At 63.6% G+C, this 24,014-nt stretch carries 27 protein-coding genes; 10 read left to right on the top strand and 17 right to left on the bottom strand.

Going from position 1 to position 24,014, the window contains the following annotated elements:
- A complete protein-coding gene (locus tag BM408_RS11080; protein ID WP_092129917.1) occupies positions 1-777 on the bottom strand; it encodes a hypothetical protein in 777 nt (258 codons plus the stop codon).
- A gap of 165 nt (positions 778-942) precedes the next feature.
- Here BM408_RS11080 and BM408_RS11075 point away from each other — a divergent pair, with 165 nt between their 5' ends.
- From BM408_RS11075 to BM408_RS11065, 3 genes are all read left to right on the top strand, one after another.
- Positions 943-1,563 (top strand): TetR/AcrR family transcriptional regulator, encoded by a 621-nt coding sequence (locus tag BM408_RS11075; protein WP_092129916.1) that lies wholly within the window; start codon positions 943-945, stop codon positions 1,561-1,563.
- A gap of 229 nt (positions 1,564-1,792) precedes the next feature.
- Positions 1,793-2,677, top strand: a complete 885-nt coding sequence (locus tag BM408_RS11070) for an alpha/beta hydrolase (protein ID WP_092129915.1) — start codon at positions 1,793-1,795, stop codon at positions 2,675-2,677.
- A 70-nt stretch (positions 2,678-2,747) separates the two neighbouring features.
- Positions 2,748-4,034, top strand: coding sequence for a solute carrier family 23 protein (locus BM408_RS11065; protein WP_092129914.1), 1,287 nt, complete (start codon positions 2,748-2,750; stop codon positions 4,032-4,034).
- A gap of 92 nt (positions 4,035-4,126) precedes the next feature.
- Here BM408_RS11065 and BM408_RS11060 read toward each other — a convergent pair whose 3' ends face one another.
- The 3 genes from BM408_RS11060 to BM408_RS11050 all read right to left on the bottom strand — a co-directional run bounded on the left by BM408_RS11060 (position 4,127) and on the right by BM408_RS11050 (position 7,317).
- Positions 4,127-5,278, bottom strand: coding sequence for an ABC transporter substrate-binding protein (locus BM408_RS11060; RefSeq protein WP_092129913.1), 1,152 nt, complete (start codon positions 5,276-5,278; stop codon positions 4,127-4,129).
- A gap of 219 nt (positions 5,279-5,497) precedes the next feature.
- Positions 5,498-5,830 carry a hypothetical protein gene (locus tag BM408_RS11055; protein ID WP_092129912.1) on the bottom strand — a complete coding sequence of 111 codons (333 nt, stop codon included), beginning with the start codon at positions 5,828-5,830 and terminating at the stop codon, positions 5,498-5,500.
- A gap of 161 nt (positions 5,831-5,991) precedes the next feature.
- Positions 5,992-7,317 (bottom strand): AsmA family protein, encoded by a 1,326-nt coding sequence (locus BM408_RS11050; protein WP_092129911.1) that lies wholly within the window; start codon positions 7,315-7,317, stop codon positions 5,992-5,994.
- A 143-nt stretch (positions 7,318-7,460) separates the two neighbouring features.
- Here BM408_RS11050 and BM408_RS11045 point away from each other — a divergent pair, with 143 nt between their 5' ends.
- Positions 7,461-7,883: a hotdog fold thioesterase gene (locus BM408_RS11045; RefSeq protein WP_092129910.1), complete on the top strand. Its 423-nt coding sequence runs from the start codon at positions 7,461-7,463 to the stop codon at positions 7,881-7,883.
- Positions 7,884-8,119: 236 nt separating this feature from the next.
- On the top strand, positions 8,120-9,064 hold the full coding sequence (locus BM408_RS11040) for a CysB family HTH-type transcriptional regulator (protein WP_092129909.1): 945 nt from the start codon (positions 8,120-8,122) through the stop codon (positions 9,062-9,064).
- Between the two features lie 12 nt (positions 9,065-9,076).
- Here BM408_RS11040 and BM408_RS11035 read toward each other — a convergent pair whose 3' ends face one another.
- Complete coding sequence (locus BM408_RS11035) at positions 9,077-9,892, bottom strand: mechanosensitive ion channel family protein (protein ID WP_092129908.1); 816 nt, start codon at positions 9,890-9,892, stop codon at positions 9,077-9,079.
- Positions 9,893-10,021: 129 nt separating this feature from the next.
- Complete coding sequence (locus BM408_RS11030; protein WP_092129907.1) at positions 10,022-10,588, bottom strand: cob(I)yrinic acid a,c-diamide adenosyltransferase; 567 nt, start codon at positions 10,586-10,588, stop codon at positions 10,022-10,024.
- A gap of 190 nt (positions 10,589-10,778) precedes the next feature.
- Here BM408_RS11030 and BM408_RS11025 point away from each other — a divergent pair, with 190 nt between their 5' ends.
- Positions 10,779-11,174, top strand: a complete 396-nt coding sequence (locus tag BM408_RS11025) for an EF-hand domain-containing protein (protein ID WP_092129906.1) — start codon at positions 10,779-10,781, stop codon at positions 11,172-11,174.
- Between the two features lie 151 nt (positions 11,175-11,325).
- Positions 11,326-12,750 carry an FAD-binding oxidoreductase gene (locus BM408_RS11020; RefSeq protein WP_092129905.1) on the top strand — a complete coding sequence of 475 codons (1,425 nt, stop codon included), beginning with the start codon at positions 11,326-11,328 and terminating at the stop codon, positions 12,748-12,750.
- 55 nt (positions 12,751-12,805) lie between these two features.
- Here the strand turns inward: BM408_RS11020 and BM408_RS11015 are convergent, their stop codons facing one another.
- From BM408_RS11015 to BM408_RS10975, 9 genes are all read right to left on the bottom strand, one after another.
- Positions 12,806-13,741 carry a ParB/RepB/Spo0J family partition protein gene (locus BM408_RS11015; protein ID WP_092129904.1) on the bottom strand — a complete coding sequence of 312 codons (936 nt, stop codon included), beginning with the start codon at positions 13,739-13,741 and terminating at the stop codon, positions 12,806-12,808.
- Between the two features lie 21 nt (positions 13,742-13,762).
- The gene (locus BM408_RS11010) at positions 13,763-15,061 is read right to left on the bottom strand and encodes a serine hydrolase domain-containing protein (protein WP_092129903.1); all 1,299 of its coding nucleotides are present in this window, start codon (positions 15,059-15,061) and stop codon (positions 13,763-13,765) included.
- On the bottom strand, positions 15,058-15,618 hold the full coding sequence (locus BM408_RS11005) for an RBBP9/YdeN family alpha/beta hydrolase (protein WP_092129902.1): 561 nt from the start codon (positions 15,616-15,618) through the stop codon (positions 15,058-15,060). Before BM408_RS11005 ends, BM408_RS11010 begins: the two co-directional genes overlap by 4 nt.
- 98 nt (positions 15,619-15,716) lie before the next feature.
- A complete protein-coding gene (locus BM408_RS11000) occupies positions 15,717-16,487 on the bottom strand; it encodes a ParA family protein (protein WP_092129901.1) in 771 nt (256 codons plus the stop codon).
- A 26-nt stretch (positions 16,488-16,513) separates the two neighbouring features.
- Positions 16,514-17,140: a LysE family translocator gene (locus tag BM408_RS10995; protein WP_092129900.1), complete on the bottom strand. Its 627-nt coding sequence runs from the start codon at positions 17,138-17,140 to the stop codon at positions 16,514-16,516.
- A 153-nt stretch (positions 17,141-17,293) separates the two neighbouring features.
- Positions 17,294-17,962 (bottom strand): 16S rRNA (guanine(527)-N(7))-methyltransferase RsmG, encoded by a 669-nt coding sequence (gene rsmG, locus BM408_RS10990; protein WP_092129899.1) that lies wholly within the window; start codon positions 17,960-17,962, stop codon positions 17,294-17,296.
- Entirely contained in the window at positions 17,962-19,947 is a 1,986-nt protein-coding gene (mnmG, locus tag BM408_RS10985; protein ID WP_092129898.1) for a tRNA uridine-5-carboxymethylaminomethyl(34) synthesis enzyme MnmG, read from the bottom strand. The genes rsmG and mnmG overlap by 1 nt, the downstream gene beginning before the upstream one ends.
- 9 nt (positions 19,948-19,956) lie before the next feature.
- Complete coding sequence (locus tag BM408_RS10980) at positions 19,957-20,457, bottom strand: type II toxin-antitoxin system VapC family toxin (RefSeq protein WP_092129897.1); 501 nt, start codon at positions 20,455-20,457, stop codon at positions 19,957-19,959.
- Positions 20,451-20,696, bottom strand: a complete 246-nt coding sequence (locus BM408_RS10975) for a type II toxin-antitoxin system Phd/YefM family antitoxin (protein ID WP_092130076.1) — start codon at positions 20,694-20,696, stop codon at positions 20,451-20,453. Before BM408_RS10975 ends, BM408_RS10980 begins: the two co-directional genes overlap by 7 nt.
- Before the next feature lie 101 nt (positions 20,697-20,797).
- Here BM408_RS10975 and BM408_RS10970 point away from each other — a divergent pair, with 101 nt between their 5' ends.
- Positions 20,798-21,391 carry an NADPH-dependent FMN reductase gene (locus BM408_RS10970; RefSeq protein WP_092129896.1) on the top strand — a complete coding sequence of 198 codons (594 nt, stop codon included), beginning with the start codon at positions 20,798-20,800 and terminating at the stop codon, positions 21,389-21,391.
- On the opposite strand, the gene BM408_RS10965 is transcribed toward BM408_RS10970, so the two are convergent.
- Together BM408_RS10965 and BM408_RS10960 are read right to left on the bottom strand one after the other, a co-directional pair.
- Positions 21,392-22,021, bottom strand: a complete 630-nt coding sequence (locus tag BM408_RS10965; RefSeq protein WP_092129895.1) for an FMN-dependent NADH-azoreductase — start codon at positions 22,019-22,021, stop codon at positions 21,392-21,394.
- 13 nt (positions 22,022-22,034) lie between these two features.
- Entirely contained in the window at positions 22,035-22,358 is a 324-nt protein-coding gene (locus BM408_RS10960; protein WP_092129894.1) for a DMT family transporter, read from the bottom strand.
- A 103-nt stretch (positions 22,359-22,461) separates the two neighbouring features.
- On the opposite strand from BM408_RS10960, the gene BM408_RS10955 reads away from it, so the two are divergent.
- Entirely contained in the window at positions 22,462-22,848 is a 387-nt protein-coding gene (locus tag BM408_RS10955; RefSeq protein WP_092129893.1) for a winged helix-turn-helix transcriptional regulator, read from the top strand.
- 118 nt (positions 22,849-22,966) lie between these two features.
- A complete protein-coding gene (locus BM408_RS10950) occupies positions 22,967-23,977 on the top strand; it encodes a Bug family tripartite tricarboxylate transporter substrate binding protein (protein ID WP_092129892.1) in 1,011 nt (336 codons plus the stop codon).
- Positions 23,978-24,014 lie beyond the last annotated feature (37 nt).

Below are 24,014 nucleotides of genomic sequence, written 5' to 3'. Positions count from 1 at the left end.
TCAGGCGGCCAGAACCACTCGCGCAGGCTTGAGCCCGTCCAGCAAGTCGGCGACTTTCAGCTTGGAGCCGATCTTGTGGCCATGCGTCTTCAATTCAGCCAGGATGGCGGTGACTTCTTCTTTTTTGGGGCGCAGCGGATTCAAGGACTTTGCGAGTAGAGGCACGACGTCGCGCCGCATGAAACGCCTGCCGGAAACCGCGATCTGCCAGATCACCAGCACGATGCCGGCTGCCATCGCCACGAGCACCGCCACCTCGGCTTGGTCGGGGGCGACAACACGCGTCAGCGCAGGCACGGCGAGCAGAAGGCCGATGGTGGCCAGGACGGCAAAACCAACCTCCTTGTCCATGTGCGTCGAGGCAAACCGTTTTTCAACGGAGGGGGAAAGGACGAGAAAAGCTTCGCGCAACAGGCTTTTGCGCTCTTCGGCGGCAAGCAGCATGGGAGACGATTTCACCTTTTCTTCCAGCGACAGCCTGTCGGCCCAGTAGGCGGCAAAACCCGGAAAGGTCTTCCTCATCAGCTCTGCCAGGGGCGCCTGTTTCTTGGCCATGCTCTGGTATCTCGCCGCGTCCGCCGTATAGGATGTTCCGCAGGCTTGGCAGGTCCGGTCATACCCGACCAGCTCACCCTCGCCCACGGTAATGTAATAAACGTGCCCTGCCATGCCAATCCGGCGAACCAGGAACGGCTGTGCGCAGCGGCAAATGGTGCAGAAGTCGGCGACAAAGCCCAGCTTTTTGTAGACGGCTTTCTTTCCCCAAACAATGAACATGACAATCCCTCTGTTATTTAAATAATGTGATTGCAGCCCGCCACGCCGGGCATTTGGGCACGGTGCACGGGCTGTGGGCCCAAATATAAGCGCAGAATTTGACACCCTGAAACGGTAAAAACCGGCCCGCTTGCACTTTCGCACAATCGTGCTAATATTCGCCCCATGGACGCCAAAACCCAGAAAAGTGAAATGACCCGCGCCGCCATCATCGGCGCAGGCATTGACCTGGCCGCGGCGGACGGGCTGGAGGCCATCACCTTGCAGGCGGTGGCCGACCGCATCGGGCTTTCCAAGAGCGGTGTGTTTTCACGCATCGGCTCGCGTGAGGCTTTGCAAAAAGCCGTGATTGAAGAATTCGGCCGGCGCTTTATTGCCGATGTGTTTGTGCCCGCCATGCAGCAGCCCAAGGGCTTGCCGCGGCTGGAGACCATCGTGCAGCGCTGGATCGTGCGCACACGTGATGTCGAGGCCAAGTCGGGCTGTATTTACACCGCAGGCGCCTTTGAGCTGGACGACCGCGAAGGCGAGCTGCGCGACGCGCTCTTCAGTGAGATCACCCGCTGGCGTGCCGCGTTGCGGCGCACCGTGCTGCAGGCCATGGAGGCCGGCCATTTGAAGGCCGACACCGACGCCGAGCAGCTGGTGATGGAAGTGAGCAGTATTGCCATGGGGCTGCTGCACGATGCCCGTTTTCTGCGCGACCCCCGCGCGGCCGAACGGGCACAGGCATCCTGGGAGCGCCTGATCAAAAGCTACCAGACCGAGGCAGTCACCAACCAATAAGAGACAAAAAGAAGGCGAAAGGGGCAGCAGTGCCTTTTTCAGTGTTTGGGTAACTTTTAATTTCGCACGACCGTGCGGAGAAATGAGGAAATCATGTTGATTCTGATCATTGCTTTAAGTGTGTTTCTCGGCGTTCGCGCCGTGAAGGCGGCCCTGGCTTCGTTGCGCAGCTTGCCGCGCAGCAACGAAGACTGGATCTGGTACTGATATTCACCAGGGAAATCACGCCATGACACGCACATCCCTGCAGGCCACCACGGCCTTTTACAACGCCAGCCCCCTGACGCGGATTTTCCGCTGGGGGCTGGGCGCTTCCGAGCAGCTTTGGCCCGCGCTGGCTGTGCGCGCGGCACTGCGGCTGTTCGGCACACCGCTGCCGCCCAAATGGATCAGCCGCCGCCGCAAGTGGAGCCCCGAATGGCACATCGAGCAGTGGCCGTTTGAAGACGCCAGCCTGACGCTGTATTCGCGCCCCGTGGCGCCGCCGGGGCCGGTGGTGTTGCTGGTGCACGGCTGGGGCGGGCATGCCGGGCAGATGCTGGCGCTGGCGGACCAGTTGAGCGCCCAGGGCCTGAGGCCGGTGATCGTCGAGATGCCGGCGCACGGCCGCAGCAGCGGCTCGGTGAGCAACCTGCCGCAGTTTGCCCGCGTGCTCGACTACGTGACGGCCCGGCTGCAGCAGCAAGGCCACACGCTGCGCGCACTGGTGGCGCATTCGCTGGCCGCCAATGCCGGTGCGTATGCCGCCAGCCGGGGCCTGGCCGCAGGGCGGCTGGTGCTGCTGGCGCCGCCGGCTTCGCCGCTGGAATACACGCGGCTTTTTGCCCATGTGTTTGGCCTGGCCGAATCGACGCGGGCAGCAATGCAGCGGCGCATCGAGGCGCGCGAAGGCATCTTGATGCCGCAGTTTGAACCCGCGGCCGTGGGCCCGCGCATCACGCTGCCCACGCTGGTGGTGCATGACCGGCAAGACAGCATCAACCGCTTTGCCGATGGCGTGGCCTATAGCAACTCGATTGCCGGCGCGCGGCTGCTGGCCACCGAAGGCCTGGGCCACCGCAAGATCCTCAAGGACGATGAGGTGCTGCGGGAGGTTGCCGCGTTCCTGGCCTGAACTGAGCCGCTCTTGTGCGGGGCGGCCATTCCCCCTAGCATTGCCTCACTTTTATATTGAGGAGTGAGCGATGGGAATCTTTGACTGGACGGAAAAGAGCAGCGCGGTCTTGCAGCAAGGCGGCGTGATTGCACCCGACGAACGCCTGCCCTGGCCGCAAACCGCGGTCATGGGTGTGCAGCACGTGATCGCCATGTTCGGCGCCACGGTGCTGGCGCCTATCCTGATGGGGTTTGACCCCAATATCGCCATCCTGATGAGTGGGATCGGCACGCTGATCTTTTTTGCCATCACCGGCGGCAAGGTGCCTAGCTATCTGGGTTCGAGCTTTGCCTTTATCGGCGTGGTGATTGCCGCGACGGCCTACGCCGGCAAGGGCCCCAACGCCAACCTGGGCGTGGCGCTGGGCGGCATCATCGCCTGCGGTGTGCTCTACACCCTCATCGGCGTCATCGTGCAGGCTGTGGGCACCGGCTGGATAGAACGCTTCATGCCGCCTGTGGTCACCGGCGCGGTGGTGGCCGTGATCGGCCTGAACCTGGCGGGCATTCCCATCAAAAACATGGCGGCCAGCAATTTTGATTCGTGGATGCAGGTGGTGACCTTTGTCAGCGTCGCCCTGGTGGCGGTGATGACGCGCGGCATGGTGCAGCGCCTGTTGATCCTGGTCGGGCTGATCCTGGCCAGCGTGATTTATGCGGTGCTGACCAACGGCCTGGGCCTGGGAAAACCCATGGACTTTTCGGGCATTGCCAATGCCGCATGGGTGGGCATGCCGGGCTTCACGGCGCCGGTGTTTGAGCTCAACGCCATGCTGCTGATCGCGCCGGTCGCCATCATCCTGGTGGCGGAGAACCTGGGCCACATCAAGGCAGTGACAGCCATGACGGGCAAGAACCTGGACGTCTACATGGGCCGCGCTTTCATCGGCGACGGTGTGGCCACCATCGTCTCAGGCAGTGCGGGCGGCACCGGCGTGACGACCTACGCGGAGAACATCGGCGTGATGGCGGCCACCAAGATTTATTCGACTGCCGTGTTTATCGTGGCGGCGCTGATCGCCGTGCTGCTGGGTTTCAGCCCCAAGTTCGGCGCGCTGATCCAGGCGATTCCGCTGCCGGTGATGGGCGGTGTGAGCATTGTGGTGTTCGGCCTGATCGCGGTGGCCGGCGCCAAGATCTGGGTGGACAACAAAGTCGACTTCTCAGACAACAAAAACCTGATCGTCGCTGCGATCACGCTGGTTCTGGGCACGGGCGACTTCACGCTGCGCTTTGGCCAGTTTGCGCTGGGCGGCATTGGCACCGCCACGTTCGGCGCGATCCTGCTTTACGCGCTGCTCAATCGCAAGCGCTAAGCGCTGAGAAAGACAAAGCCCCGGCCAGTGCATAGACTGGCCGGGGCTTTTTTGATTCAAGCCTTGAGAGGGTTTGAAAGTGCGTTAACGGCTTAACCGATAAAGCGGCCGCCGGCGCCCAGCACGCCGAGCTCCACAAACTTCGAGCCGGCAAAAGGCGGCGCGGCGTAGTCGACGCTGAAGCCACCCAGGTCGAACTTCTGCAGGCCGGCCAGCGCGTTGCGCAGCTTGGCGCGCGTCACGTCGCGGCCGGCGCGCTCCAGGCCCTCAGCCATCACGTAGGTGTTGATGTAGCTCTCCAGGCTGCCGAGCGAGAACTCCTGCTGGCCGATGGCACGCATGGCGGCCTGGTAGTCGCGCACCACTTGCAGCTTGGCGCGGTAGGGGTCGGGGAACACCATGGTCAGCGCCAGGCCGGAGCCGGCGGCGCCCAGTGCCTTGATGCCGTCGCCGGCCAGCGTGACGCTCAGGCCTGCGATGGGCAACATCGGCGAAGCCTTTTTCAGCGCAGTGATCAGGCTGACAGAAACCGAGCCTGCGGTGCCCAACAGCACGGCGCCGGGTTTGCCCGCGACGATCTGGTTCACCACGTCATTGAGGTTCTTGCCGTCGACGGCCAGTGCGGCCTGCGCACCCACTTTCGCGCCCTGTGCCAGCAGCGCGCGGTTGACGTCGGCCAGCACTTCCTTGCCGTAGCTGTTGTCCAGGTAGACGACAGCCAGGTCCTTGATGCCCATGCCCACAATGCGCTGCACCAGGCGATCGGTTTCGTCGGTGAAGCTGGCACGCACATGGAACACATTGCGCATGCCGGGCTTGCGCAGCGACGACGCGCCCGAGCGCGGCCCGACGTAGGGCAGGTTGGAGGCCTCAATCACCGGCACGATGGCCGTATTGTTCGGCGTGCCGACGCAGGACATCAGCGCAAAAATGCTGCCGTCATCGATCATCTTCTTGACGTTGTCGGCGCTGCGCTGGGGCACGTAGCCGTCGTCCAGCATCTGGAACTGCAGCGTGCGGCCGTTCACGCCGCCCTTGGCGTTGATCTGGCCCATGGCCGCGTCCACGCCCAGCTTGAGCTCGGCGCCAACACCTGCCAGCGGGCCGCTGGTCGCACCCGTGCTGCCGATGGTGATGGCCTTGGCCGTCAAGCCCTCCTGGGCGTAGGCATTGCGGATGAAAGCAGGGGCGGCGGCAAGAGCGGCCATTTGAGGGGCGAGCGAAAGAAAGCGGCGGCGAAACATCGCGGGGAAATCTCCAAAGGGGACGGCCGTGAGGGCCAAAAGACCAAGGCCGTGCGGCCTTGCGGGGGTAAAAACCGCCTGCCAGCCAGCGCCATGAGGCGCCAACAAGACAGGTGAATCGTTTACATCTGAACGATTCTAGGTAGAAACCCTGACGAATTGATGACGCAGCGATGACCGCGGCATGACGGGCCGGGCATCACCCGGTGCGCCGGCGGCTTAGCGGGCCTGCGCTTTGGCCAGGGCCGCTTTGGTTTTGGCCAGCTCGCGCTCCAGGTCGGCGCGCTCGCCGATTTCCTGCTCCAGCGTCTGGTTGACCTGCGCGAGGTCTTCCGCCGACTCCTGGATGCGAACTTCCAGCTCGTCGGTTTTCTGCAGGGCCTGCGCCACCTCGCCGGTCTGTATGTGCGGCGGGACTTCCTGCTTGAGCACCGCATTGATCACCACCAGTTCGGCGGCCGATTGTTCGACGGTTTCTTTGACGGCCTCGTTTTGCCCGAGCGCGCGCTCGAGCGGCGTGGATGCGGGTGCGCTGGATGGCTGCTGGGACATGTCAGTAGGCCTTGGTGAGTGGGTGCGGGATGTTTGCCACCAGAAACCCCATGCATAAGCGAGGGCTCACAAACGGCGTATCCGGTGCGCGGACGATTTTACGTGCGAGGGGCACGCAGAGGCAGGTAAAGACTGCGTCCAATGCCGGGGTATCCACTTGTTCAGCGCGTTTTGGCGGGCGCGGCCGGTTTGGAGGCGCGAGGTGCGCTGGCGGCCGGCGACGGCCCCGGGCTGAAGATCTTGCCCAGGGTGGCTCCCACCCGCGCGCCTATCGCCGTGCCCACACCCGGCAGCACGGCGGTGCCCAGCACAGCGCCGGCGATGGCGCCGCTGGGCACCGAGAATTTCACGTCTTCCAGCGGGCCGCTGACCGTCAGCGGAACGCCGACGATGCCATCCACCAGGTCGACGGCGAACTCGGCCTCAATACGCCGGTGGGCGATTTTGGCTTCGCCCGAGGCGGTGAGCGAGCCGGAGACGGCTTTGATGCCGGTGTAAGCCACCACCATGCCCTGCGGCGTGTTTTGTGTATCGAGCCGGCCGGTGACGCTTTCCAGCGGCGTCTGGCCGTCATGCTCCTTGCCGGCGGTGCGCACGGCCTTGTCCAGGTCAAAGCGCAGCAAGGTGGATTTGCCCATGGTGAAAAGCGTCTGGGTGTGCAGCGATTGCGCCAGCTCGCCCACGGTGTCGCCGTTGGCCGTGAGTGTGGTGTCGCCCGACATGCGGCCTCCAATCACCGAGCGGCGGTTAAAAGCTGCCAGCGCGCTTTCGACCTCAATGTCTTTGGGCTGCAGCTTGCCCTCCAGGCGCATGCGGCCGCCGGCGCGGGTGTCCAGTTGTACATCGCCGTGCAGGGTGCCGCCGCCCACCTGGATGCGCGCGGCCCAGCGGTCGTCCGGGCCGTTCCGGGTGAGCGTGAGCTGGGTGGCATCTTTTGCGCCCGGCCGGCGCAACTCTGCCCTGCGCGGCCGCCAGCCCGGGTCGAAATCCACTTCGCCGTCGTACACAACGGGGATGCCGCGGCGCGAAATCCAGGTCACGTCGCGAAACACAAAGCGCGCCAGTGGCAGCTCTTCGGCCATGGCCGCGTCCTCTTTGGGCTGCTTGCTGCCCAGGCCGCGCAGCGACAGCTGTGGCACCACGGCGCCGTCCAGGTCGGCGCGGTCTATCTTCACGCGGCGTTGCAGCAGGGCAAAAAGGTCGGGGTAAGCGGTCAGCTTCTTGATCACAATGGGCTGGGGCTGCTCGGTGGCGGCGTCCTCCATCACCACGGCGGGCGAAGGAAAGAGGCGCCAGTGCAAGGCGCCCACGCGAACCTTGACGCCCAGGGCGGCTTCCAGCTCAGTCGAGGCGCGGCTGGCCAGTTCTTCATCGGACGGCAAGTACCGCAGTGCCGCCACCCAGGCCGCACCAACCAGCAGCAGCACAATGCCCAGCCCCACCAGCCATTTAAGTCCGCGTTTATTCCCGCTTTTTATCGAAGCCATCGAAACGTATCTTTCATCGCTTCAGCTTAAAGGCCCTTGCCTCTGTAGCCGAGGCGACAAGGGCCCCACCTTTTGTAGGCGGCAACCTTATAGTGATCGCTAACCCAGCACTCCCCGTCCCTACCTCTCCCCTGAAATCAATCATGCGCATCTGGAAGCAACCCATCTCCGTCGAACTGCTCACCGCGTCCAACGCCGACTCCGCCGTCACCCACCTGGGCATCGAGTTTCTGGAAGTCGGGGACGACTTCATCCGCGCCCGCGTGCCGGTGGACCGCCGCACGGTGCAGCCCTACGGCCTGCTGCATGGCGGCGTCTCGGTGGTGCTGGCTGAAACGCTGGGCTCCTGCGGCGCGGCCTACGCAGCCCCCGAGGGGCATCGCACCGTGGGGCTGGACATCAACGCCAACCACCTCAAAGGCACGACCAGCGGCTGGGTGACCGGCATCACGCGCCCGGTACACATAGGCCGCAGCACCCAGGTGTGGCAAATCGAGCTCACCAACGACGCCGGCGAGCTGACTTGTGTGTCGCGCAGCACCATGGCCATGTTGCTGCCGAAATAGTGCCGTTTCGGGCTGTAGTCCGCGCGGAGCTTGCGTAAGCCACTCCTGAATTAATAGCGATCGGAACCGGCTCCCAAGTCGCCAAAACTGCCTGAAAAGCCTGCGAACCGCCGTCTTAGGATGTTTTTGTGATTTAGAAGGAACAAATCAGTTGTTCTATAAATAAGGCGGCTTGCCCACAATCCGTGTTCCATCCTCCGAACACCCGCACCTCCCGCGCCCGCACCCCCGCCACCATGAACTTCCAGCAACTGCGTTCCATGCGCGAGGCCGTGCGATGCAACTTCAACCTGACGGACGTCGCCAACGCCCTGCACACCTCGCAACCCGGGGTGAGCCGGCAGATCCGCGAACTCGAAGAAGAGCTGGGCATTGAATTGTTTGTGCGCGCCGGCAAGCGCCTGACGGGCCTGACCGAGCCCGGCGCCCACGTGCTGCCCATCGTCGAGCGCCTGCTGCTGGAAAGCAGCAACCTCAAAAAAGCCGGCCAGGAATTCGTGGGCCGGGAAAACGGGCTGCTCTCCATTGCCGCCACGCACTCACAGGCGCGCTACGCCATGCCGACCGCCGTGCAAGAGTTCCGCGCCCAGTTTCCCGACGTGAAACTGCACCTGCACCAGGGCTCGCCCAAGCAGATAGCCGACATGCTGATCTCAGGCGAGGCCGATGTGGGCATTGCGACTGAAGCGCTGGGCGACTACCCGGAGCTTGTCGCCCTGCCCTGCTTTCGCTGGACGCATTCCGTCATCGTGCCGCCCGGTCACCCGCTGCTGGACAGCCCGCTCACACTGGAAAGCCTGGCGCGCTTTCCGCTGATCACCTACGACACGGGCTTAACCGGCCGCACGCACATTGACGGCGCTTTCACGCAGAGAGGCCTGGCGCCCAACATCGTGCTGACCGCGATGGACGCCGACGTCATCAAGACCTATGTGCAGCTCAACATGGGCGTGGGCATCGTGGCCTCCATCGCCTACGAGGCCGAGCGCGACACCGACTTGCGCGCGCTGGATGCCGGAAGCCTTTTCGGCATCAACTGGACCAAGCTCGCGGTGCGCCGCGGCAGTTACCTGCGCGGCTACGTGTTTGCCTTTATCGAGTCCTTCGCACCCACGCTGAACCGCGCATTGGTCGAGAAGACCTTGAGCGATGCGCCGGGCAGCGAAAACTACGACATTTAGCCCTCGGAAAGATCAGACCGGGTAGACCTTCACCGGCCGCGTCGCCACCGGGAAGCCCGCGGCACCCAGCGTGTCGGCAATCGCCATATTGGTGTCGAAGTAGACCTGCCAGTAGTGGTCGGTGTGGCAATACGGCCGCACGGCCAGCTTGGGGCCGAACTCGTTGAATTCCAGAATCTCCACGTCGACCGCGGGCGCCTTGGTGATGTTGGCCACCTTGGCGACCGACTCCTTGAGCAGGGCGATCGCCTTGTGCACATCGGCGCTGCCCGCCAGCTGCGCGGCCAGCTCGACACGGCGGTAGGGGTTGGCCGTGTAGTTCTTGATGTCGCCGCCCATGATCTTGGCATTGCCCACGATGGTCTTGACGTTGTCGGGGGTGTTGATGCCGGTGCCGAAGAGGCCGATCTCCAGCACCGTGCCTTCCACACCGCCGGCGCTGACGTATTCACCCACCTTGTAGGGCCGCAGCACCAGCAGAAAAATGCCCGCGGCAAAGTTGCTGAGCAAACCGCTCCACGCCGCGCCAATCGCCACGCCAGCACCGGCGACCAAAGCAGCGAAGCTGGTGGTCTCTACCCCGAAGTAGCCGAGGATGGCAACGACCAGCACGATGTTGAGCGCAACGGTGATAAAGCTCACCAGGTAACGCTGCACCGTGGGGTCTATCTCCTGCCGCGTCATGGCCGCGCCGACGAGACGGGTCACCAGGTGAATCAGCCAGCGGCCGATGATGAAGACAATGATCGCGCCTATGACCTTGAGGCCAAAGGCGACCAGAATCGGCTGCGCCTGTTCCACCCAGCTGCCTACTTGTGCGGTGTTCATGTATTCCCCCTGTTCAGTTGTTGATACAGGGCATCTTAGGCAGAGGCTTTGCCGGTGTAAACAAGGGAGATGAGATAGGCGTCGCGACAAGCCCACACGGGGCCGCGAGCGCCTTATGCAAGGCCTTGCTTACTCAGTCGCTGCGCGCGCCATGCGCTCACTCTTCCAGTACACATCGTCACCGCCGTTCATGCGGTTGAGCACACGCGACAGCACAAACAGCAAATCGCTCAGGCGGTTGAGGTACTGGCGCGGCGAGTCCTTGAGGGGCTCGGCCGCACCCAGGGCCACCACTGCGCGTTCAGCGCGGCGCGCCACGGTGCGGCACACGTGCGCGAGCGATGCGGCGCGCGAGCCCGCTGGCAAGATGAACTCAGCCAGGCGCGGCAAGTTCGCGTTGTGTTCGGCCAGTGCGTCATCAAGCAGCGCCACCGCTTCGGGCTTGAGCAATTCAAAGCCGGGGATGGAAAGCTCGCCGCCCAGGTTAAAGAGCTGGTGCTGCACTTCCACCAGCAAGTCGCGCACGCCTGTGGGCAGCTCCTCACACAGCAGCACGCCGATGTGCGAATTCAGTTCATCGACATCGCCCATGGCATGCACGCGCAGGCTGTCTTTGGACACACGCGTGTTGTCGCCCAGGCCGGTGGTGCCGTTGTCGCCGGTGCGCGTTGCGATCTGTGAAAGTCTGTTGGCCATGGTGCAAAGCGCGATGAAGCGCGGTCAATGAAGTCAGTGAAAGTGCATGAAGCCCAAAGCGTTACGCCGGGCAAGGAAATGTGTCGTCGTACGCCCTCATGTGAGTGAGGAAACACCCTGCAAAACTGCTGGCCGCGAGCGGCGGGCTGAGTTGCAATGGCTGCTTGTTAACTCTTGAAGGACTCTTCGCATGACCTTGCACACGACGGCAACACAGCATTCAAAACATTCTATTCCCAGCTTCGAGTTGCGCAGCGTGCTGCTGGTGGCCGCACTGGCTGTGGGCGCTGCCGGCGCCGTGCGGGCCCAAACCGCGCCGCCCTCACCTGCAAGCCCCACCAGCCCGCCTTCCAAGGTAGCCCCAGCTGCCGCGTCAGGCAATGCGGGCGCCGTTCCGCAGAACCGCGCCACCACACAGGACGTGGAAGCGGCTTTCAACCGCGCCGACGTCAACAGGGACGGCAAACTGGACCGCCAGGAAGCTGAACACTTCCCGGCTGTGGCGCAGCGCTTCGAGCAAATCGATACCAACCACGACACCTTTATCTCGCTGGCCGAGCTCGCCAAGGCCGCCGGGGGCTCCTGACGCGCCCTGCGGGGTGGCCACCACCCCGCTTTTTTCCCTTTTTCCCCCGCTTTCATGCACCCCGCAGCTCCGGCCGCGGGCTCCGGGCCTTTCAGTGGCACAAACGATGGACACGTCGTAAACTGTGCCACCGACCCGGAGACAACACAACATGAACGCCCCTCTTCCCCAGCACCTGCTCCCAGAAATCCAGCAACGTGAAACACCCGCGGCGCTGATCGACGCGCTGAAGGCGCGCTTCACTGACCGCTGCTCAACGGCGCTGGTGGTACGCGAGCAGCACGGCCGCGATGAGTCCTCCTTCGCCGCGCCGCCGCCTTCGGCCGTGGTGTTTGCCGAAAGCACGCAGGACGTGGCCGATGCGGTGAAGCTGGCGAGCCAGTACAACGTGCCGGTGATTCCCTTTGGTGTGGGCACGTCCCTTGAAGGCCACCTGCTGGCCGTGCAGGGCGGCATCAGCGTCGACGTGAGCCGCATGAACAAAGTGCTGTCGATCAACGCCGAAGACCTGACCGTCACCGTGCAACCGGGCGTGACACGCAAACAACTCAATGAAGAAGTCAAAAGCACCGGCCTCTTCTTTCCGATAGACCCGGGCGCCGACGCGACCCTGGGCGGCATGAGCGCCACGCGCGCCAGCGGCACGAATGCCGTGCGCTACGGCACCATGCGCGAGAACGTGCTGGCGCTTGAAGTCGTCACCGCCGACGGCAGCGTCATCCGCACCGGCACGCGCGCCAAAAAATCATCGGCCGGCTACGACCTCACGCGCCTCATGGTGGGCAGCGAAGGCACGCTGGGTGTGATCACCGAAGTCACCGTCAGGCTCTACCCGCTGCCCGAAGCGATCTCGGCCGCGATATGTTCGTTCCCAAGCATCGAGGCAGCGGTGCGCACCACGATTGAAGTGATCCAGCTGGGCGTGCCGATCGCACGCGTGGAGCTGATCGACCACAACACCGTGCGCATGGTGAATGCGCATTCCAAACTCACGCTGCGCGAAGAGCCCATGCTGCTGATGGAGTTTCACGGCTCGCCCAACAGCGTGAAGGAACAGGCCGAGCTGGTGCAGGAACTGGCCAGCGGCCACGGCGGCAATGCCTTTGAATGGGCCAGCACGCCGGAAGAGCGCACGCGCCTCTGGACGGCGCGGCACAACGCCTACTTCGCCGCCATCCAGTCGCGGCCAGGCTGCCGCGCGATTTCCACCGACACCTGCGTGCCGATCTCGCGCCTGGCCGACTGCCTGCTTGAGTCGGTGGCGGAAGTCGATGCCAGCGGCATTCCTTATTTCCTCGTCGGCCATGTCGGCGACGGCAATTTCCACTTCGGCTACCTGATCGACCCGACGATCCCGAAAGAGCGCGAAGTCGCCGAGGAGCTGAACCACAAGCTGGTGAGCCGCGCGCTGGCGCTGGAAGGCACTTGCACCGGCGAGCACGGTGTGGGCCTGCACAAAATGGACTTCCTGGTCACCGAAACCGGTGACGGCGCGGTCGACATGATGCGCACCATCAAGCGCGCGCTGGACCCGAAGAACATCATGAACCCGGGCAAGATTTTCTCGCTGTCCTGAGGCATAACCCAAGGGCCGGGCGGTGATTCGCCCGAGCCCCGCCCCTGTTGCGCGTTTACTTGCCGCGCAGCCGTTCGATCAGGCCGTTCAGTTCGTCCATCGACGAAAACTGGATCGCCACCTCGCCCATGTCTTCGCGCTTGCCGTTGCGCTTGACCTGCTTTTTGATGCGCACTTCCACATCGGCCATCAGCAGATCGGCGAGTTCTTCTTCCACGCGGCGGGTGTCGCGGGATTTTTCTTTGGTGGCTTTTTGCGGGGTCAATGAAAACTCGGCGCTGAGTTTTTTGACCAGGCTTTCGGCTTCACGCACCGACATCTTTTTGGCCGAAATTTGATTGGCCGCAGTGATTTGCGCCGCGCGGTCCAGGCCCAGCAGCGCGCGTGCATGGCCCATGTCCAGGTCGCCGGCCATCAGCATGGTTTGCACCGGGTCGGCCAGGTTGAGCAAACGCAGCAGGTTGGAGGCGGCGCTGCGCGAGCGGCCCACGGCCTGCGCGGCCAGCTCGTGCGTGAGGCCGAATTCCTTGACCAGGCGCTGCAGACCGTGCGCTTCTTCCAGCGGGTTGAGGTCTTCGCGCTGGATGTTTTCAATCAGCGACATCGCAGCGGCGGATTCGTCGGGCACGTCGCGCACCAGCACCGGCACGCTGTCCAGGCCCGCGAGTTTCGCCGCGCGGAAGCGCCGCTCGCCGGCGATGATTTCATATTTGCCGTCGTTGGCGCCCGAGGTCAGCCGGCGGACCAGGATGGGCTGCATGATGCCCTGCACCTTGATGGACTCGGCCAGCTCATACAGCGCGCCTTCGTCCATGCGCGTGCGCGGCTGGTACTGGCCGGCGACCATGTCGCTCAGGCGCAGCGAGGCTGGCAGGCCCGGGCTGTTGGCCGTGTTGCTGGCGTTCTCGGCATCGGTCGCGCTTTCGCTCACCTTGGGGCCTAGCAATGCTTCGAGTCCGCGGCCTAGGCCCTTGGGTTTTTTGGTGACCATGGTTTTCTTTCTTTCAATTCGTCAATTCGTTGCGGCGGGCTGGGGCGTGAGGTCGCCGCCCAGCGACTGCAGCACGCCGCGCCAGAGGGCGTCGCGCTCTTCATAAGGTTGCACGTTCTGTTGCCCGCTCGGCATGGCCCAGACCGAGGTCATCGCCATCACGATGCCGGTAGAGGGCTGCACATAAACGGTCTGGCCGTAAATGCCCTGCATTGCAAAGGTACGGGCTTTCAAAGGCATCAGCCAGAACTGGTAGCCGTAGCCGAAATACGGCGTGGCCGTGCGCGGCCGAAAGGCCGGCGGCTGGCGGGCCGGGTCGGTCGCGTCGAGCAGATAGTCGAGCGGCACGACCTGCTGCGCGCCCGGCTTGCCGGTGGTCTTGTCGATGGCGCGGCCGTCATTGGCCAGCAACTGGCCCAGACGGGCCCAGTCGCGCAGGCTGGCGTTGAAAGCGCCGTAAGCCTGCTCCTGCCCGTCGACCGAGATGCGCCAGAACGCATCGTGCTCGGCGCCCATGGGCTGCCACAGCCATTCGGTGGTGAGCACCGCCATGTTCTTGCCGGTGGCATTCACGAGGACGCGGCCCAGCACATCGGTCTCGGCGCTGGCGTAGACAAATTTTTCGCCGGCCGGCGAATGGCGATTGGTGATGGAGCGCAGCACATCCACCGGCTTGCCGCCGCCGGGTGCGCCCGAGGTGGCGCGCGAGAAACGCGAGATGTCGTCCTTGCCGTCGTAGTGCTCGGTGAATGTCAGGCCCGAGCTCATGCGCAACAGCTGGCGAACGGTGGTCGCGCCGTACGGGCTGCCGGCCAGGTCTTTCACATATTTCTCGGCCGGGTCGTCAATCGAAGCGATCAGCCCCATCGCAAGCGCCTTGCCGATGAGCAGCGAGGTCACGCTCTTGGCCATGGAGAAGGACAAAAAGCGCGCGTCGTCTTTGCGGCCGTAGCGGTACTGCTCGGTGATGATCTCGCCGTTTTTCAGCACGATCAAACCGGTGGTGCGCTGGTGGTCGAGGAAATCGGCCAGGGTGTAGGCGGTATTTTTATAGCGGTAGGCCAGCGGCGCAGGCGCTGCCGCGCGCGGCAGCGGGCTGGCTTCGGCCGGGCGCGCAACGGTACGGCCCTGCAGGCCGGGCACCTTGTCGAGCGCCGACCAGGAGCCGACGCGGTAGGGCTCGGTGTACCAGGTGCTGAGGCTGCCGATGGGGTAGCCGTTGGCCTTGTTGAGCGCGGCTTCATCGGGCTCGGCCAGCGAGGGGCCGGCGGCGAATGCGAGAGCAAACAACAAGGGGAGCGTGGCGTGCTTCATGGTCATGGCGCGGTGACGGCCGGGTTCAGATTCTGGAGTTGCTGCAGGCGGGCATGCGCTTCAGGCCAGTCGCCCAGGCCGCTGTCGGCATTGAGGTGGCCGCGCGGCCCCGCGTCGATGAACTCCGCGCCCCAGGCCGCGGCAAACTGGCGCGCGCGCTCGGGCGCGCAGAACGGGTCGTCGCTGCTGCAAAACACCACGGCGGGGAAGGGCAGCTTTTGCATAGGCACTGGCGCCCAGCCCGGCAGCATCTGGCGCACGTCGTCGCGCTCCACATCCGGCGGCGCGATCAGCAAGGCGGCTTTGACGCGCCGCGTGTTTTTCGAGTGCGAGGCCCAGGCGGCCGTCAGCATGCAACCCAGGCTGTGCGCGACCAGCACGGCCGGTTCGTCACACGAGAGCAGCACGTCTTCAAGCCGCGCGCTCCAGTCGCCACGCAGCGGCCGCATCCAGTCGTGCTGCTCGACGCGGGTGTAGCTGTGCGCAGCTTCCCAGCGGCTTTGCCAGTGGCCGGGGCCGCTGTTTTGCCAGCCGGGAAGGATCAGGACGTTGCCGGGCTTCATGTCTCGTAAAAGTATCTTGCTATGATTTTTATAGCTGCTTGTGCCCGTGCCTATTGGGTCGCAAGCACTATTTGCTTATAAACAGGCTGCAAACCGGATCACATGGCCTTGATGCGGTCCACCATCTCTTCGGCAAAAGTGATGAAGGCCTGCGCGCCCCTGGAAGACGGGTCAAACACCACGCCGGGCAGGCCGTAGCTGGGCGCTTCGGCCAGGCGCACATTGCGCGGGATCACGGTGTTGAAGACCTTGTCGGCAAAGTGCTCCTTGAGCTGGTCGCTCACCTGCTGCTGCAAGGTGATGCGCGGGTCGAACATCACGCGCAAGAGGCCGATGATCTGCAGGTCCTTGTTGAGGTTGGCGTGCACCTGCTTGATGGTGTTGACCAGGTCGGTCAGGCCTTCGAGTGCGAAGTACTCGCACTGCATGGGCACGATCACGCCGTGCGCGCAGCACAGGCCGTTAAGCGTCAGCATGCTGAGCGAGGGCGGGCAGTCGATCAGCACGAAGTCGTATTGGCTGTCGACTTCAGCCAGCGCGAGCTTCAGGCGCTTTTCGCGGCGCTCGACATCGACCAGCTCAACCTCGGCACCCGCCAGTTCGCGGTTGGCGCCCAGCACGTCGTAGCCGCACTTTTCACTGTGCACCCGCGCCTCCAGCACCGAGGCCGATTCGAGCAGCACGTCATAAACCGTCATCTCCAGCTGGCGCTTGTCCACGCCCGAGCCCATGGTGGCATTGCCTTGCGGATCCAGGTCGATCATGAGCACCCGCTGGCCGACTTTGGCCAGTCCCGCCGCCAGATTGACCGTTGTGGTTGTCTTGCCGACCCCGCCCTTTTGATTGGCTACACAGAAAATTTTTGCCATCGGCTTCTTTTAGTTATTGTGAGGAGTTACTTGGACACGGCCAGCTTGAGGCCAAAGCCGATCAGGAACACGCCCGCCAGCTTGTTCAAAATCGACGTGATTTTGGGATTGGAGCGGATACGTTCGGCCAGGTGGTAGGTGATCATCACCGAGCACAGGCCGTACAGAAAAGTCAGCCCGGCAATCGTGGCCGCCATCACGGCAAAAGTCTTCAGCCCCTGGTGCTGGGCCGGGTCGACAAACAGCGGGAAGAAAGCCATGTAAAACACGATGGCCTTGGGGTTCAGCAAGGTGATCATCATGGCTTGCTGAAAGTAGTGGCGGGGCTTGATGTTGAGCAAAGGCGCATCGCCGGGCTTGGCCATCAGCATCTTGATGCCCAGCCAGGCCAGGTAAACCGCACCTGCCCACTGGACGATATGAAAAGCCGTGGGGTACGCCGCCATGATGGCCGACACCCCGGCGACCGCCGCCCAGAGCAAAACCTGGTCGCCGGCGATCACGCCGAAAGTTGCACCCAGACCGCCCGCGATACCGCCCTTGCTGGTCGAGGTGATCAGCGCCAGGTTGCCCGGGCCGGGAATCAGCAGAAAAACAATAATGGCGACGACAAAAGCGCCGTAGTCGGCGATGCCGACGAATGAGCCCAACATGGAGGTTCTCCAGAAAGTAGAGAGAAGAGGAACCGAGTTTACGACAGGGGTGTGCCGCCGAAATGCCAAACCGGCCCGATCAAGGCCGATTTGGTGTCCGTGATGGTTTCTTTTTGTGCCCGAACAACGGGCACGGGTGCCAGGCGCAGGTTTTCAGGCCGAAGCGGCGGCGGCCTTCGCCCGCATCCAGACAATGCAGCGCTCGGCATTCAGCCCCGGAACCTGCAGTTGTTCCACGTGAAACACTTCGGCCCCGGCCGGCAAAGCGGCGATTTCATCCGCGGGGTGCTTGCCCTTCATCGCCATCCAGACACCTTGAGGCGCCAAGGCATCTGCCGACCAATTGGTGAAATCGACCAGGGAAGCAAAGGCCCGGGAGCAGATCACATCAAACGGGGTGGTGATGGTTTCAACCCGGGCATGCAGACCGGAGAGGTTGGGTAGCTTCAAAGCCAGCGCCGCCTGTTTGATAAAAGCGGCTTTTTTGGCCACGGTATCTACACAAGTCACCGCCACATTCGGGCAGCAGATGGCAATCACGACACCCGGAAGTCCGGCGCCGGAACCCACATCCAGCAAGCGGGCGCCCTGCCCCAAGCCGGCTTTTTCCAGATAAAGGCGTAAAGGCAAGACAGCCGCCAGGCTGTCGAGCAGATGGTGGGTCATCATTTCTGCCGGGTCGCGCACGGCCGTCAGGTTGTAGACCTTGGTCCACTTACCGATCAAGTCCTGGTAATCCAGCAGCTGGCCGACCTGGGCATCGCCCAGATCCAGCTGCAGCGCCTTGAGGCCGGCGCGCAATTCCTGTTCACCGACCCGCATCAGGCTTGGGCTTTTTCGGTGGAAGCATCGGCCGCCTGAAGCGGAACCGTGTTTTTCCAGAGGTTCTTTTTCAGGTGCACCAGCAGCAAGGACACGGTCGCCGGGGTAATGCCCGAGATGCGCGAAGCCAGCCCCAAGGTTTCAGGCCGGTGTTTGGCCAGGGTTTGGCGCGCCTCAAAGCTCAGGGCCGAGACCTGCAGGTAGTCCAGATCGGCGGGGAGTTTCAGGTTTTCGTAATGCGCCGCCCGCTCGACTTCTGTCTTTTGCAGGTCAATATAGCCTGCGTACTTGGCCGTGATCTCGATCTGCTCAATCACGCTTTTGGCCATATCGTCGCTGGCCGCCGCTTCAGCCGCCAGTTCGGGGTTGGCGTATTTGCCTTCTTCCAGCGACATCAGCCCGGCGTAATTCACATCCGGGCGGCGCAGCAGGTCGAGCAGGTTGTATTCGCGTTCGATGGATTTACCCAAAACCCGCTCGGCTTCAGCCGCCGGCAGGTTGTTGGGGTTGACCCAAATCGCCCGAAGCCGGGCTGTTTCACGTGAAACAGTGTCGCGCTTGCGGTTGAAGGCGTCCCAGCGGGCATCGTCCACCAGACCCAGTTCGCGGCCCTTTTCGGTCAGGCGCATGTCGGCGTTGTCCTCGCGCAGCATCAGGCGGAACTCCGCCCGGCTGGTGAACATGCGGTAAGGCTCGGTCACGCCCTTGGTAATCAGGTCGTCCACCAGCACACCCAAGTAGGCTTCGTTGCGAGCCGGCAGCCAGGCATCTTTGCCCTGGCATTGCAGCGCGGCATTGACCCCGGCGAACAAGCCCTGGGCCGCCGCCTCTTCATAACCGGTGGTGCCGTTGATTTGCCCGGCAAAGAACAGGCCGCCAATCGCCCGGGTTTCAAAACTGGATTTGAGCGCCCGCGGGTCAAAGTAGTCGTACTCAATGGCATAGCCGGGCCGCAGGATATGGGCGTTTTCCATGCCGGCCATGGAGCGCACCAGCTCGTACTGAATGTCAAAAGGCAGGCTGGTCGAGATGCCGTTGGGGTAGATCTCGTGGGTGGTCAGGCCTTCGGGCTCCAGGAAAATCTGGTGGCTTTCCTTGTCGGCAAAGCGGTTGATCTTGTCTTCCACGCTCGGGCAATAGCGCGGGCCGACGCCGTCGATCTTGCCGGTAAACATCGGGCTGCGGTCAAAACCGGAGCGGATGATGTCGTGGGTGCGCTCGTTGGTATGGGTGATCCAGCACGGCACTTGCTGCGGGTGGGCGATGCCGCCACCCATAAAACTGAACACGGGTACCGGCCCTTCGATGCCGCCGGGCATGCCGTCGCCGGGCTGCTCGGTGCACTTGCTGAAGTCGATGGTGCGGCCGTCGATGCGCGGCGGTGTACCGGTTTTGAGCCGGCCCTGCGGCAGCTTGAGCTCTTTCAGCCGGGCCGAGAGCGACACCGCCGGCGGGTCGCCCGCCCTACCGGCCGAGTAGTTGTTAAGCCCCACATGGATCTTGCCGTCCAAAAAAGTCCCGGCCGTCAGCACCACGGTGCGCGAACGAAAGCGGATGCCGACCTGCGTCACGGCGCCCACCACCCGGTCGCCTTCGACCATCAGGTCGTCGACCGCCTGCTGGAACAGCCACAAGTTGGGCTGGTTCTCCAGCCTGCGGCGAATCGCCGCCTTGTACAAAATCCGGTCGGCCTGCGCCCGGGTGGCGCGCACGGCCGGGCCCTTGGAGCTGTTCAGGATGCGGAACTGGATGCCGCCTTCGTCGGTGGCCAGCGCCATCGCGCCGCCCAGGGCGTCCACCTCTTTGACCAGGTGGCCCTTGCCGATGCCGCCGATAGACGGGTTGCAGCTCATCTGGCCTAGCGTCTCAATATTGTGCGAGAGCAGCAAAGTCTTGCAGCCCATGCGCGCCGAAGCCAGGGCGGCCTCGGTGCCGGCATGGCCGCCACCGACCACGATCACGTCAAATTCTTGGGGGTAAAACATATCCAACCTTCAGTTCTCTATCAATTCGGTGGCCAGGCCCATGCCGCGCGCCACCTGTGCCTGGCGCCTGTCCGCCGTGACGAAAAGGTCGACACGGCTGGCCAGCGCGCTGCCCACATGCAAGGCATCCATGCCGCGCAAAGGGCCCTGCTCCATCGCCGCAAACGCAAAGCGCTCGACATGGGTATCCAGCGGCACCAGGGTCATATCAGCCACATCGCGTTGCGCCGCAGCCCAGGCACGGTCAAACTCCTGCGCCGGCAAGCTGCCGTCGCGCTTGCGCCTGAGCAGCGCCGAAGCCACTTCAGTCTTGCAATGCGCGGCCACCAGCAACTCGCTGGCCGCCTCAAACAACATCAGCACCCGGTCGCGCCCGGCCTCACTGGCATAGCGCTTGGTCAGCGCCGAGGCGTCAAACATCAGCCGCGCTTCGCCGTCCCGCGCCACCGCCCGGGTAGTCGAGCCGCCCGCCGACTGGGCCACATAAGCTGCCTGCAGCCGCTTCACCATGGCGATTCATTCCGCTCGTCCAGCACCGCCTGCGACAGCGACACGCCGGGCGGCAACACCACCGGCTCAAACGGGGTTTTCCAGCTGGGCACTTTGGCGGCGTCTTCTTCGGCTTTCAGGGGGACGAGTTCGGCCACCGGCTTGCCGTGCCGGAGTATGCGGACGGTTTCGCCCTGTTCGACCAAATCGACCATGGCTGAGGCATGAGCCCGGAATTCACTGAGGGGAATGGTGCGCATTTTGTACAAAATAAAAGGTTTTGTACATTTTAACGGATTCATGCTTGCACGGTGCTCTGCGCGCAGCTTTTCACCCTGCGCCCTGTGGTGAAATCACCCTCATGACCGCCCCCCAAAAACTCCTGATCTTTGCCGGCAGCACCCGGCAAAACTCCTTTAACCGCAAACTCGCCCATGTCACGGCCGCCCTGGCGCGCGCCAGCGGCGCCGAAGTCACCCACATCGAGCTGGCCGACTTCGACATCCCCATGTACAACGCCGACCTCGAAGCCAAGGGCACGCCGCCCGACGTGATGAAGCTCAAGCAGCTGATGTACGAACACCCGGCCTGGATCATCTGCTCGCCCGAATACAACGGCAGCTACACCGCCTTGCTCAAGAACACCATCGACTGGGTGTCCAGCCCCGTCAAGAGCGACCCGGCCTGGCACGAAGGCTTCAAGTCATTTACCGGCAAAGTGGTGGGCGTGCTCAGCGCCTCGCCCGGCGCACTCGGCGGCCTGCGTTCGCAAAGCCACCTGGTGCCGCTGCTGCTGAACGCGCAATGCTGGGTCGCGCCCAAGGCATTTGCCCTGGGCCGCGCCGGGAGCGCTTTTGACGCGGACGGCAAGTTGCTCGATGAAGCGCACCTGAAGAACGTGCAGGCCGTGATCGACCAGGTGCTGTTTGCCAGCGCCCGGCTCGCGGCCCACTAATTAAAGAGCGGAGGCCAGGGCTCGGGCGCGTTCCACCGCGCCGGCCTTGTTCGCCGCCAGCTCTTCAGGCGGCACCAGCGTCGGCGCGGCGCTGATCTCCGCAGTCACTTCAATATCCAGAAAGCGAAGCCAGCGCCGCATATACGGCTTCTGGAAATCCGACGCGTCTTCATCGGGCGGCAGCGGATACGCGCCGGCGCTTGAATACACCAGCGTCGCGCTTTTGCCCGAAAGCAGCGCCTGGTAACCGGTCTGCCGCGACCAGCTCCAGTTCTGCCCCGGCAGTGTCACCACATCGATGAAGTGCTTGAGCCGGTAAGGGATACCGAAATTCCACATCGGCAGGCTGAAGAGATAACGGTCGGCCGCGTTAAAGCGCTGCGACACCTCCACCGCGCGCGCCCACAGTGCCTGCTGCGGGGCAGTCGCATTCTGCGCCCGCAGCACCGCAAACTTCGCGGCGATCATGTCGGCGTCAAAAGGCGGCAGGTCGATGTCCCAGACGTTGATCACGTCCACCGTGTCGCCGGGGTGCGCTTGCCGATAAGCCTCCAGCCAGGCGGCGGCGACGGAGCTTGATGTGGATGCCGCCTGCATGGGCGAGGCCTCGATATAAACCAGATGCGTCATGTGTTGCTCCCCCTTATGCCGCGCCGTCGAGCAGGCGCAAGCCCACCATGCCGGCCACCACCAGCGCTACACAGGTCAGGCGCAGCGCCGACGCGCTCTCGCCCATCCAGACAATGCCGATCAGCGTGACGCCGACCGAGCCTATGCCCGTCCAGATCGCGTAGGCCGTGCCGACCGGCAGCGTCTTGACGGCATGCGTCAAAAAGAAAATGCTGGCGCCGGCCGCGGCCACGCCCAGCACGCTGGGCCACAGGCGCGTCCAGCCTTCAGAGGATTTGAGGAACAAGGCCATTGCGATTTCGACAATGCTTGCGGCGAGTAAATAGAGCCAGGCCATGGTGAGTCTTTCTTTTAGGAACAGGTTGAAAGGGTTAAAGATTGATGAGCCGCCAGCTTAGGTTTACGATTACCCATAGGCAAGTACGCACCTTTTGGTAACCATGACAATTCCATCCGACCCACCCACCGACAGCTCAACTGTGTTTAGCCAGGCCTGCCCGTCGCGCCAGGCACTGGAGCTGGTCGCCAGCAAATGGGCTTTGCTGGTCATCCCGGCGCTGGCCGACGGCCCGGTGCGCAACAACGAGCTGATGCGCAAGATCGAAGGCATCTCGCAAAAGATGCTGACGCAAACCCTCAAGGAACTGGTGCGCAACGGCCTGGTGCTGCGCGCCGACCACCAGACCGTGCCGCCGCATGTGGAATACCAGCTCAGTGCGCTGGGCGAATCGCTGAGCGCGACCCTGATCCCGCTGGACAACTGGGCCGAGCGCAACCACCAGAGCCTGAAGGCCGCGCGCGAACGCTTTGATGCGTCGTTCAATTAGCGGCTCGTCCAGATCCCGCGTCGAACGCAGGGTTTGCCTCATTAGCGCAACCACGTACCCGGATGCCACACGGGGCGTCCTATATTGACCATCAACACAACGACCAGGGGACAAGACCATGACGCAGCCCACCACGCGCCGCAGCGCACTTCAATCCGGCCTCAAAGCCACCGGCGCACTCGCCGCGGTGTCGGCCTTTCCGGGGCTGCTCAGCTCGGCCCATGCGCAGTCCGCCTGGCCCAGCAAACCAATCCGCCTGCTGGTGCCTTTTGCGCCCGGCGGCAGCTCCGAGATCGTCGCGCGCTCGGCCGCCAATGAGCTCAGCAAAAGCCTGGGCCAGAACGTCTTTGTTGAAAACAAACCCGGCGCCAGCGGCAACATCGCCATGCAGGACTGCGCCGCTTCCACCGACGGCCACACCATCATCCTGGGCCACATCGGCACGCTGGCCGTCAACCCTTTCATCTTCGACAAACTGCCCTTCGACACCAACCGGGACTTCAAGGCCATCTCGCTGCTGGCCAAGGTGCCCAGCCTCTATGTGGTCAACGCCAGCGTGCCGGCCAACAACCTCAAAGAGTTCGTCGCGCTGGCCAAGGCCAAGCCCGGCCAGCTCAACTACGGCTCGGCCGGCAACGGCAGCGCCGGCCACCTGGCGTTTGAGTATCTGAAGATGGCGACCAACACCTTTGTGCTGCATGTGCCCTACCGCGGCACCGGCCCGCAACTCACCGATCTGCTGGCTGGCCGGCTTGAAGCCGCCAGCGTGGGCGCACCGGCCATCCTGGGCCATATCAAGTCGGGCAAGTTGCGCTGCATCGCCACCGGCACCAAAGAACGCCTGCCCCAGCTGCCAGATGTGCCCACTGTGGCCGAAAGCGGTTACCCCGGTTTTGAGATGACGCAGTGGTACGGCCTGAACGCGCCCGCCAACATGCCCCAAGCCAACATAGACCGCATCGCCGAAGCCTGCAGCAAAGCCATGCGCAACCCGCAAGCCACAGAACGCCTGCGCGGCGACACCGCCCAGCCCGTGGGCGACACCCCCGCGCAATACGCCGCCTTCATCAAGACCGAGCAGGCGCGCTGGAAGGAAGTGGCGGCGCGGGCGAAGATCAAACCTGATTGATCACGAAGCCAGGCCGGCGGCACCATGGACAATACAG

It is taken from the genome of Polaromonas sp. YR568 (assembly GCF_900116715.1).
Taxonomy (GTDB): Bacteria; Pseudomonadota; Gammaproteobacteria; order Burkholderiales; family Burkholderiaceae_C; genus Polaromonas.
The sequence above is the reverse complement of the archived record's forward strand: the minus strand, read 5'-3'. Positions and strand labels throughout refer to the sequence as shown.

What these genes read in the sequence shown, in the direction of transcription:
- BM408_RS11080 (WP_092129917.1), bottom strand. Translation starts at nt 777, where the DNA reads ATGTTCATTGTTTGGGGAAAGAAAGCCGTCTACAAAAAGCTGGGCTTT.
- BM408_RS11075 (WP_092129916.1), top strand. Translation starts at nt 943, where the DNA reads ATGGACGCCAAAACCCAGAAAAGTGAAATGACCCGCGCCGCCATCATC.
- BM408_RS11070 (WP_092129915.1), top strand. Translation starts at nt 1,793, where the DNA reads ATGACACGCACATCCCTGCAGGCCACCACGGCCTTTTACAACGCCAGC.
- BM408_RS11065 (WP_092129914.1), top strand. Translation starts at nt 2,748, where the DNA reads ATGGGAATCTTTGACTGGACGGAAAAGAGCAGCGCGGTCTTGCAGCAA.
- BM408_RS11060 (WP_092129913.1), bottom strand. Translation starts at nt 5,278, where the DNA reads ATGTTTCGCCGCCGCTTTCTTTCGCTCGCCCCTCAAATGGCCGCTCTT.
- BM408_RS11055 (WP_092129912.1), bottom strand. Translation starts at nt 5,830, where the DNA reads ATGTCCCAGCAGCCATCCAGCGCACCCGCATCCACGCCGCTCGAGCGC.
- BM408_RS11050 (WP_092129911.1), bottom strand. Translation starts at nt 7,317, where the DNA reads ATGGCTTCGATAAAAAGCGGGAATAAACGCGGACTTAAATGGCTGGTG.
- BM408_RS11045 (WP_092129910.1), top strand. Translation starts at nt 7,461, where the DNA reads ATGCGCATCTGGAAGCAACCCATCTCCGTCGAACTGCTCACCGCGTCC.
- BM408_RS11040 (WP_092129909.1), top strand. Translation starts at nt 8,120, where the DNA reads ATGAACTTCCAGCAACTGCGTTCCATGCGCGAGGCCGTGCGATGCAAC.
- BM408_RS11035 (WP_092129908.1), bottom strand. Translation starts at nt 9,892, where the DNA reads ATGAACACCGCACAAGTAGGCAGCTGGGTGGAACAGGCGCAGCCGATT.
- BM408_RS11030 (WP_092129907.1), bottom strand. Translation starts at nt 10,588, where the DNA reads ATGGCCAACAGACTTTCACAGATCGCAACGCGCACCGGCGACAACGGC.
- BM408_RS11025 (WP_092129906.1), top strand. Translation starts at nt 10,779, where the DNA reads ATGACCTTGCACACGACGGCAACACAGCATTCAAAACATTCTATTCCC.
- BM408_RS11020 (WP_092129905.1), top strand. Translation starts at nt 11,326, where the DNA reads ATGAACGCCCCTCTTCCCCAGCACCTGCTCCCAGAAATCCAGCAACGT.
- BM408_RS11015 (WP_092129904.1), bottom strand. Translation starts at nt 13,741, where the DNA reads ATGGTCACCAAAAAACCCAAGGGCCTAGGCCGCGGACTCGAAGCATTG.
- BM408_RS11010 (WP_092129903.1), bottom strand. Translation starts at nt 15,061, where the DNA reads ATGACCATGAAGCACGCCACGCTCCCCTTGTTGTTTGCTCTCGCATTC.
- BM408_RS11005 (WP_092129902.1), bottom strand. Translation starts at nt 15,618, where the DNA reads ATGAAGCCCGGCAACGTCCTGATCCTTCCCGGCTGGCAAAACAGCGGC.
- BM408_RS11000 (WP_092129901.1), bottom strand. Translation starts at nt 16,487, where the DNA reads ATGGCAAAAATTTTCTGTGTAGCCAATCAAAAGGGCGGGGTCGGCAAG.
- BM408_RS10995 (WP_092129900.1), bottom strand. Translation starts at nt 17,140, where the DNA reads ATGTTGGGCTCATTCGTCGGCATCGCCGACTACGGCGCTTTTGTCGTC.
- rsmG (WP_092129899.1), bottom strand. Translation starts at nt 17,962, where the DNA reads ATGCGGGTCGGTGAACAGGAATTGCGCGCCGGCCTCAAGGCGCTGCAG.
- mnmG (WP_092129898.1), bottom strand. Translation starts at nt 19,947, where the DNA reads ATGTTTTACCCCCAAGAATTTGACGTGATCGTGGTCGGTGGCGGCCAT.
- BM408_RS10980 (WP_092129897.1), bottom strand. Translation starts at nt 20,457, where the DNA reads ATGGTGAAGCGGCTGCAGGCAGCTTATGTGGCCCAGTCGGCGGGCGGC.
- BM408_RS10975 (WP_092130076.1), bottom strand. Translation starts at nt 20,696, where the DNA reads ATGCGCACCATTCCCCTCAGTGAATTCCGGGCTCATGCCTCAGCCATG.
- BM408_RS10970 (WP_092129896.1), top strand. Translation starts at nt 20,798, where the DNA reads ATGACCGCCCCCCAAAAACTCCTGATCTTTGCCGGCAGCACCCGGCAA.
- BM408_RS10965 (WP_092129895.1), bottom strand. Translation starts at nt 22,021, where the DNA reads ATGACGCATCTGGTTTATATCGAGGCCTCGCCCATGCAGGCGGCATCC.
- BM408_RS10960 (WP_092129894.1), bottom strand. Translation starts at nt 22,358, where the DNA reads ATGGCCTGGCTCTATTTACTCGCCGCAAGCATTGTCGAAATCGCAATG.
- BM408_RS10955 (WP_092129893.1), top strand. Translation starts at nt 22,462, where the DNA reads ATGACAATTCCATCCGACCCACCCACCGACAGCTCAACTGTGTTTAGC.
- BM408_RS10950 (WP_092129892.1), top strand. Translation starts at nt 22,967, where the DNA reads ATGACGCAGCCCACCACGCGCCGCAGCGCACTTCAATCCGGCCTCAAA.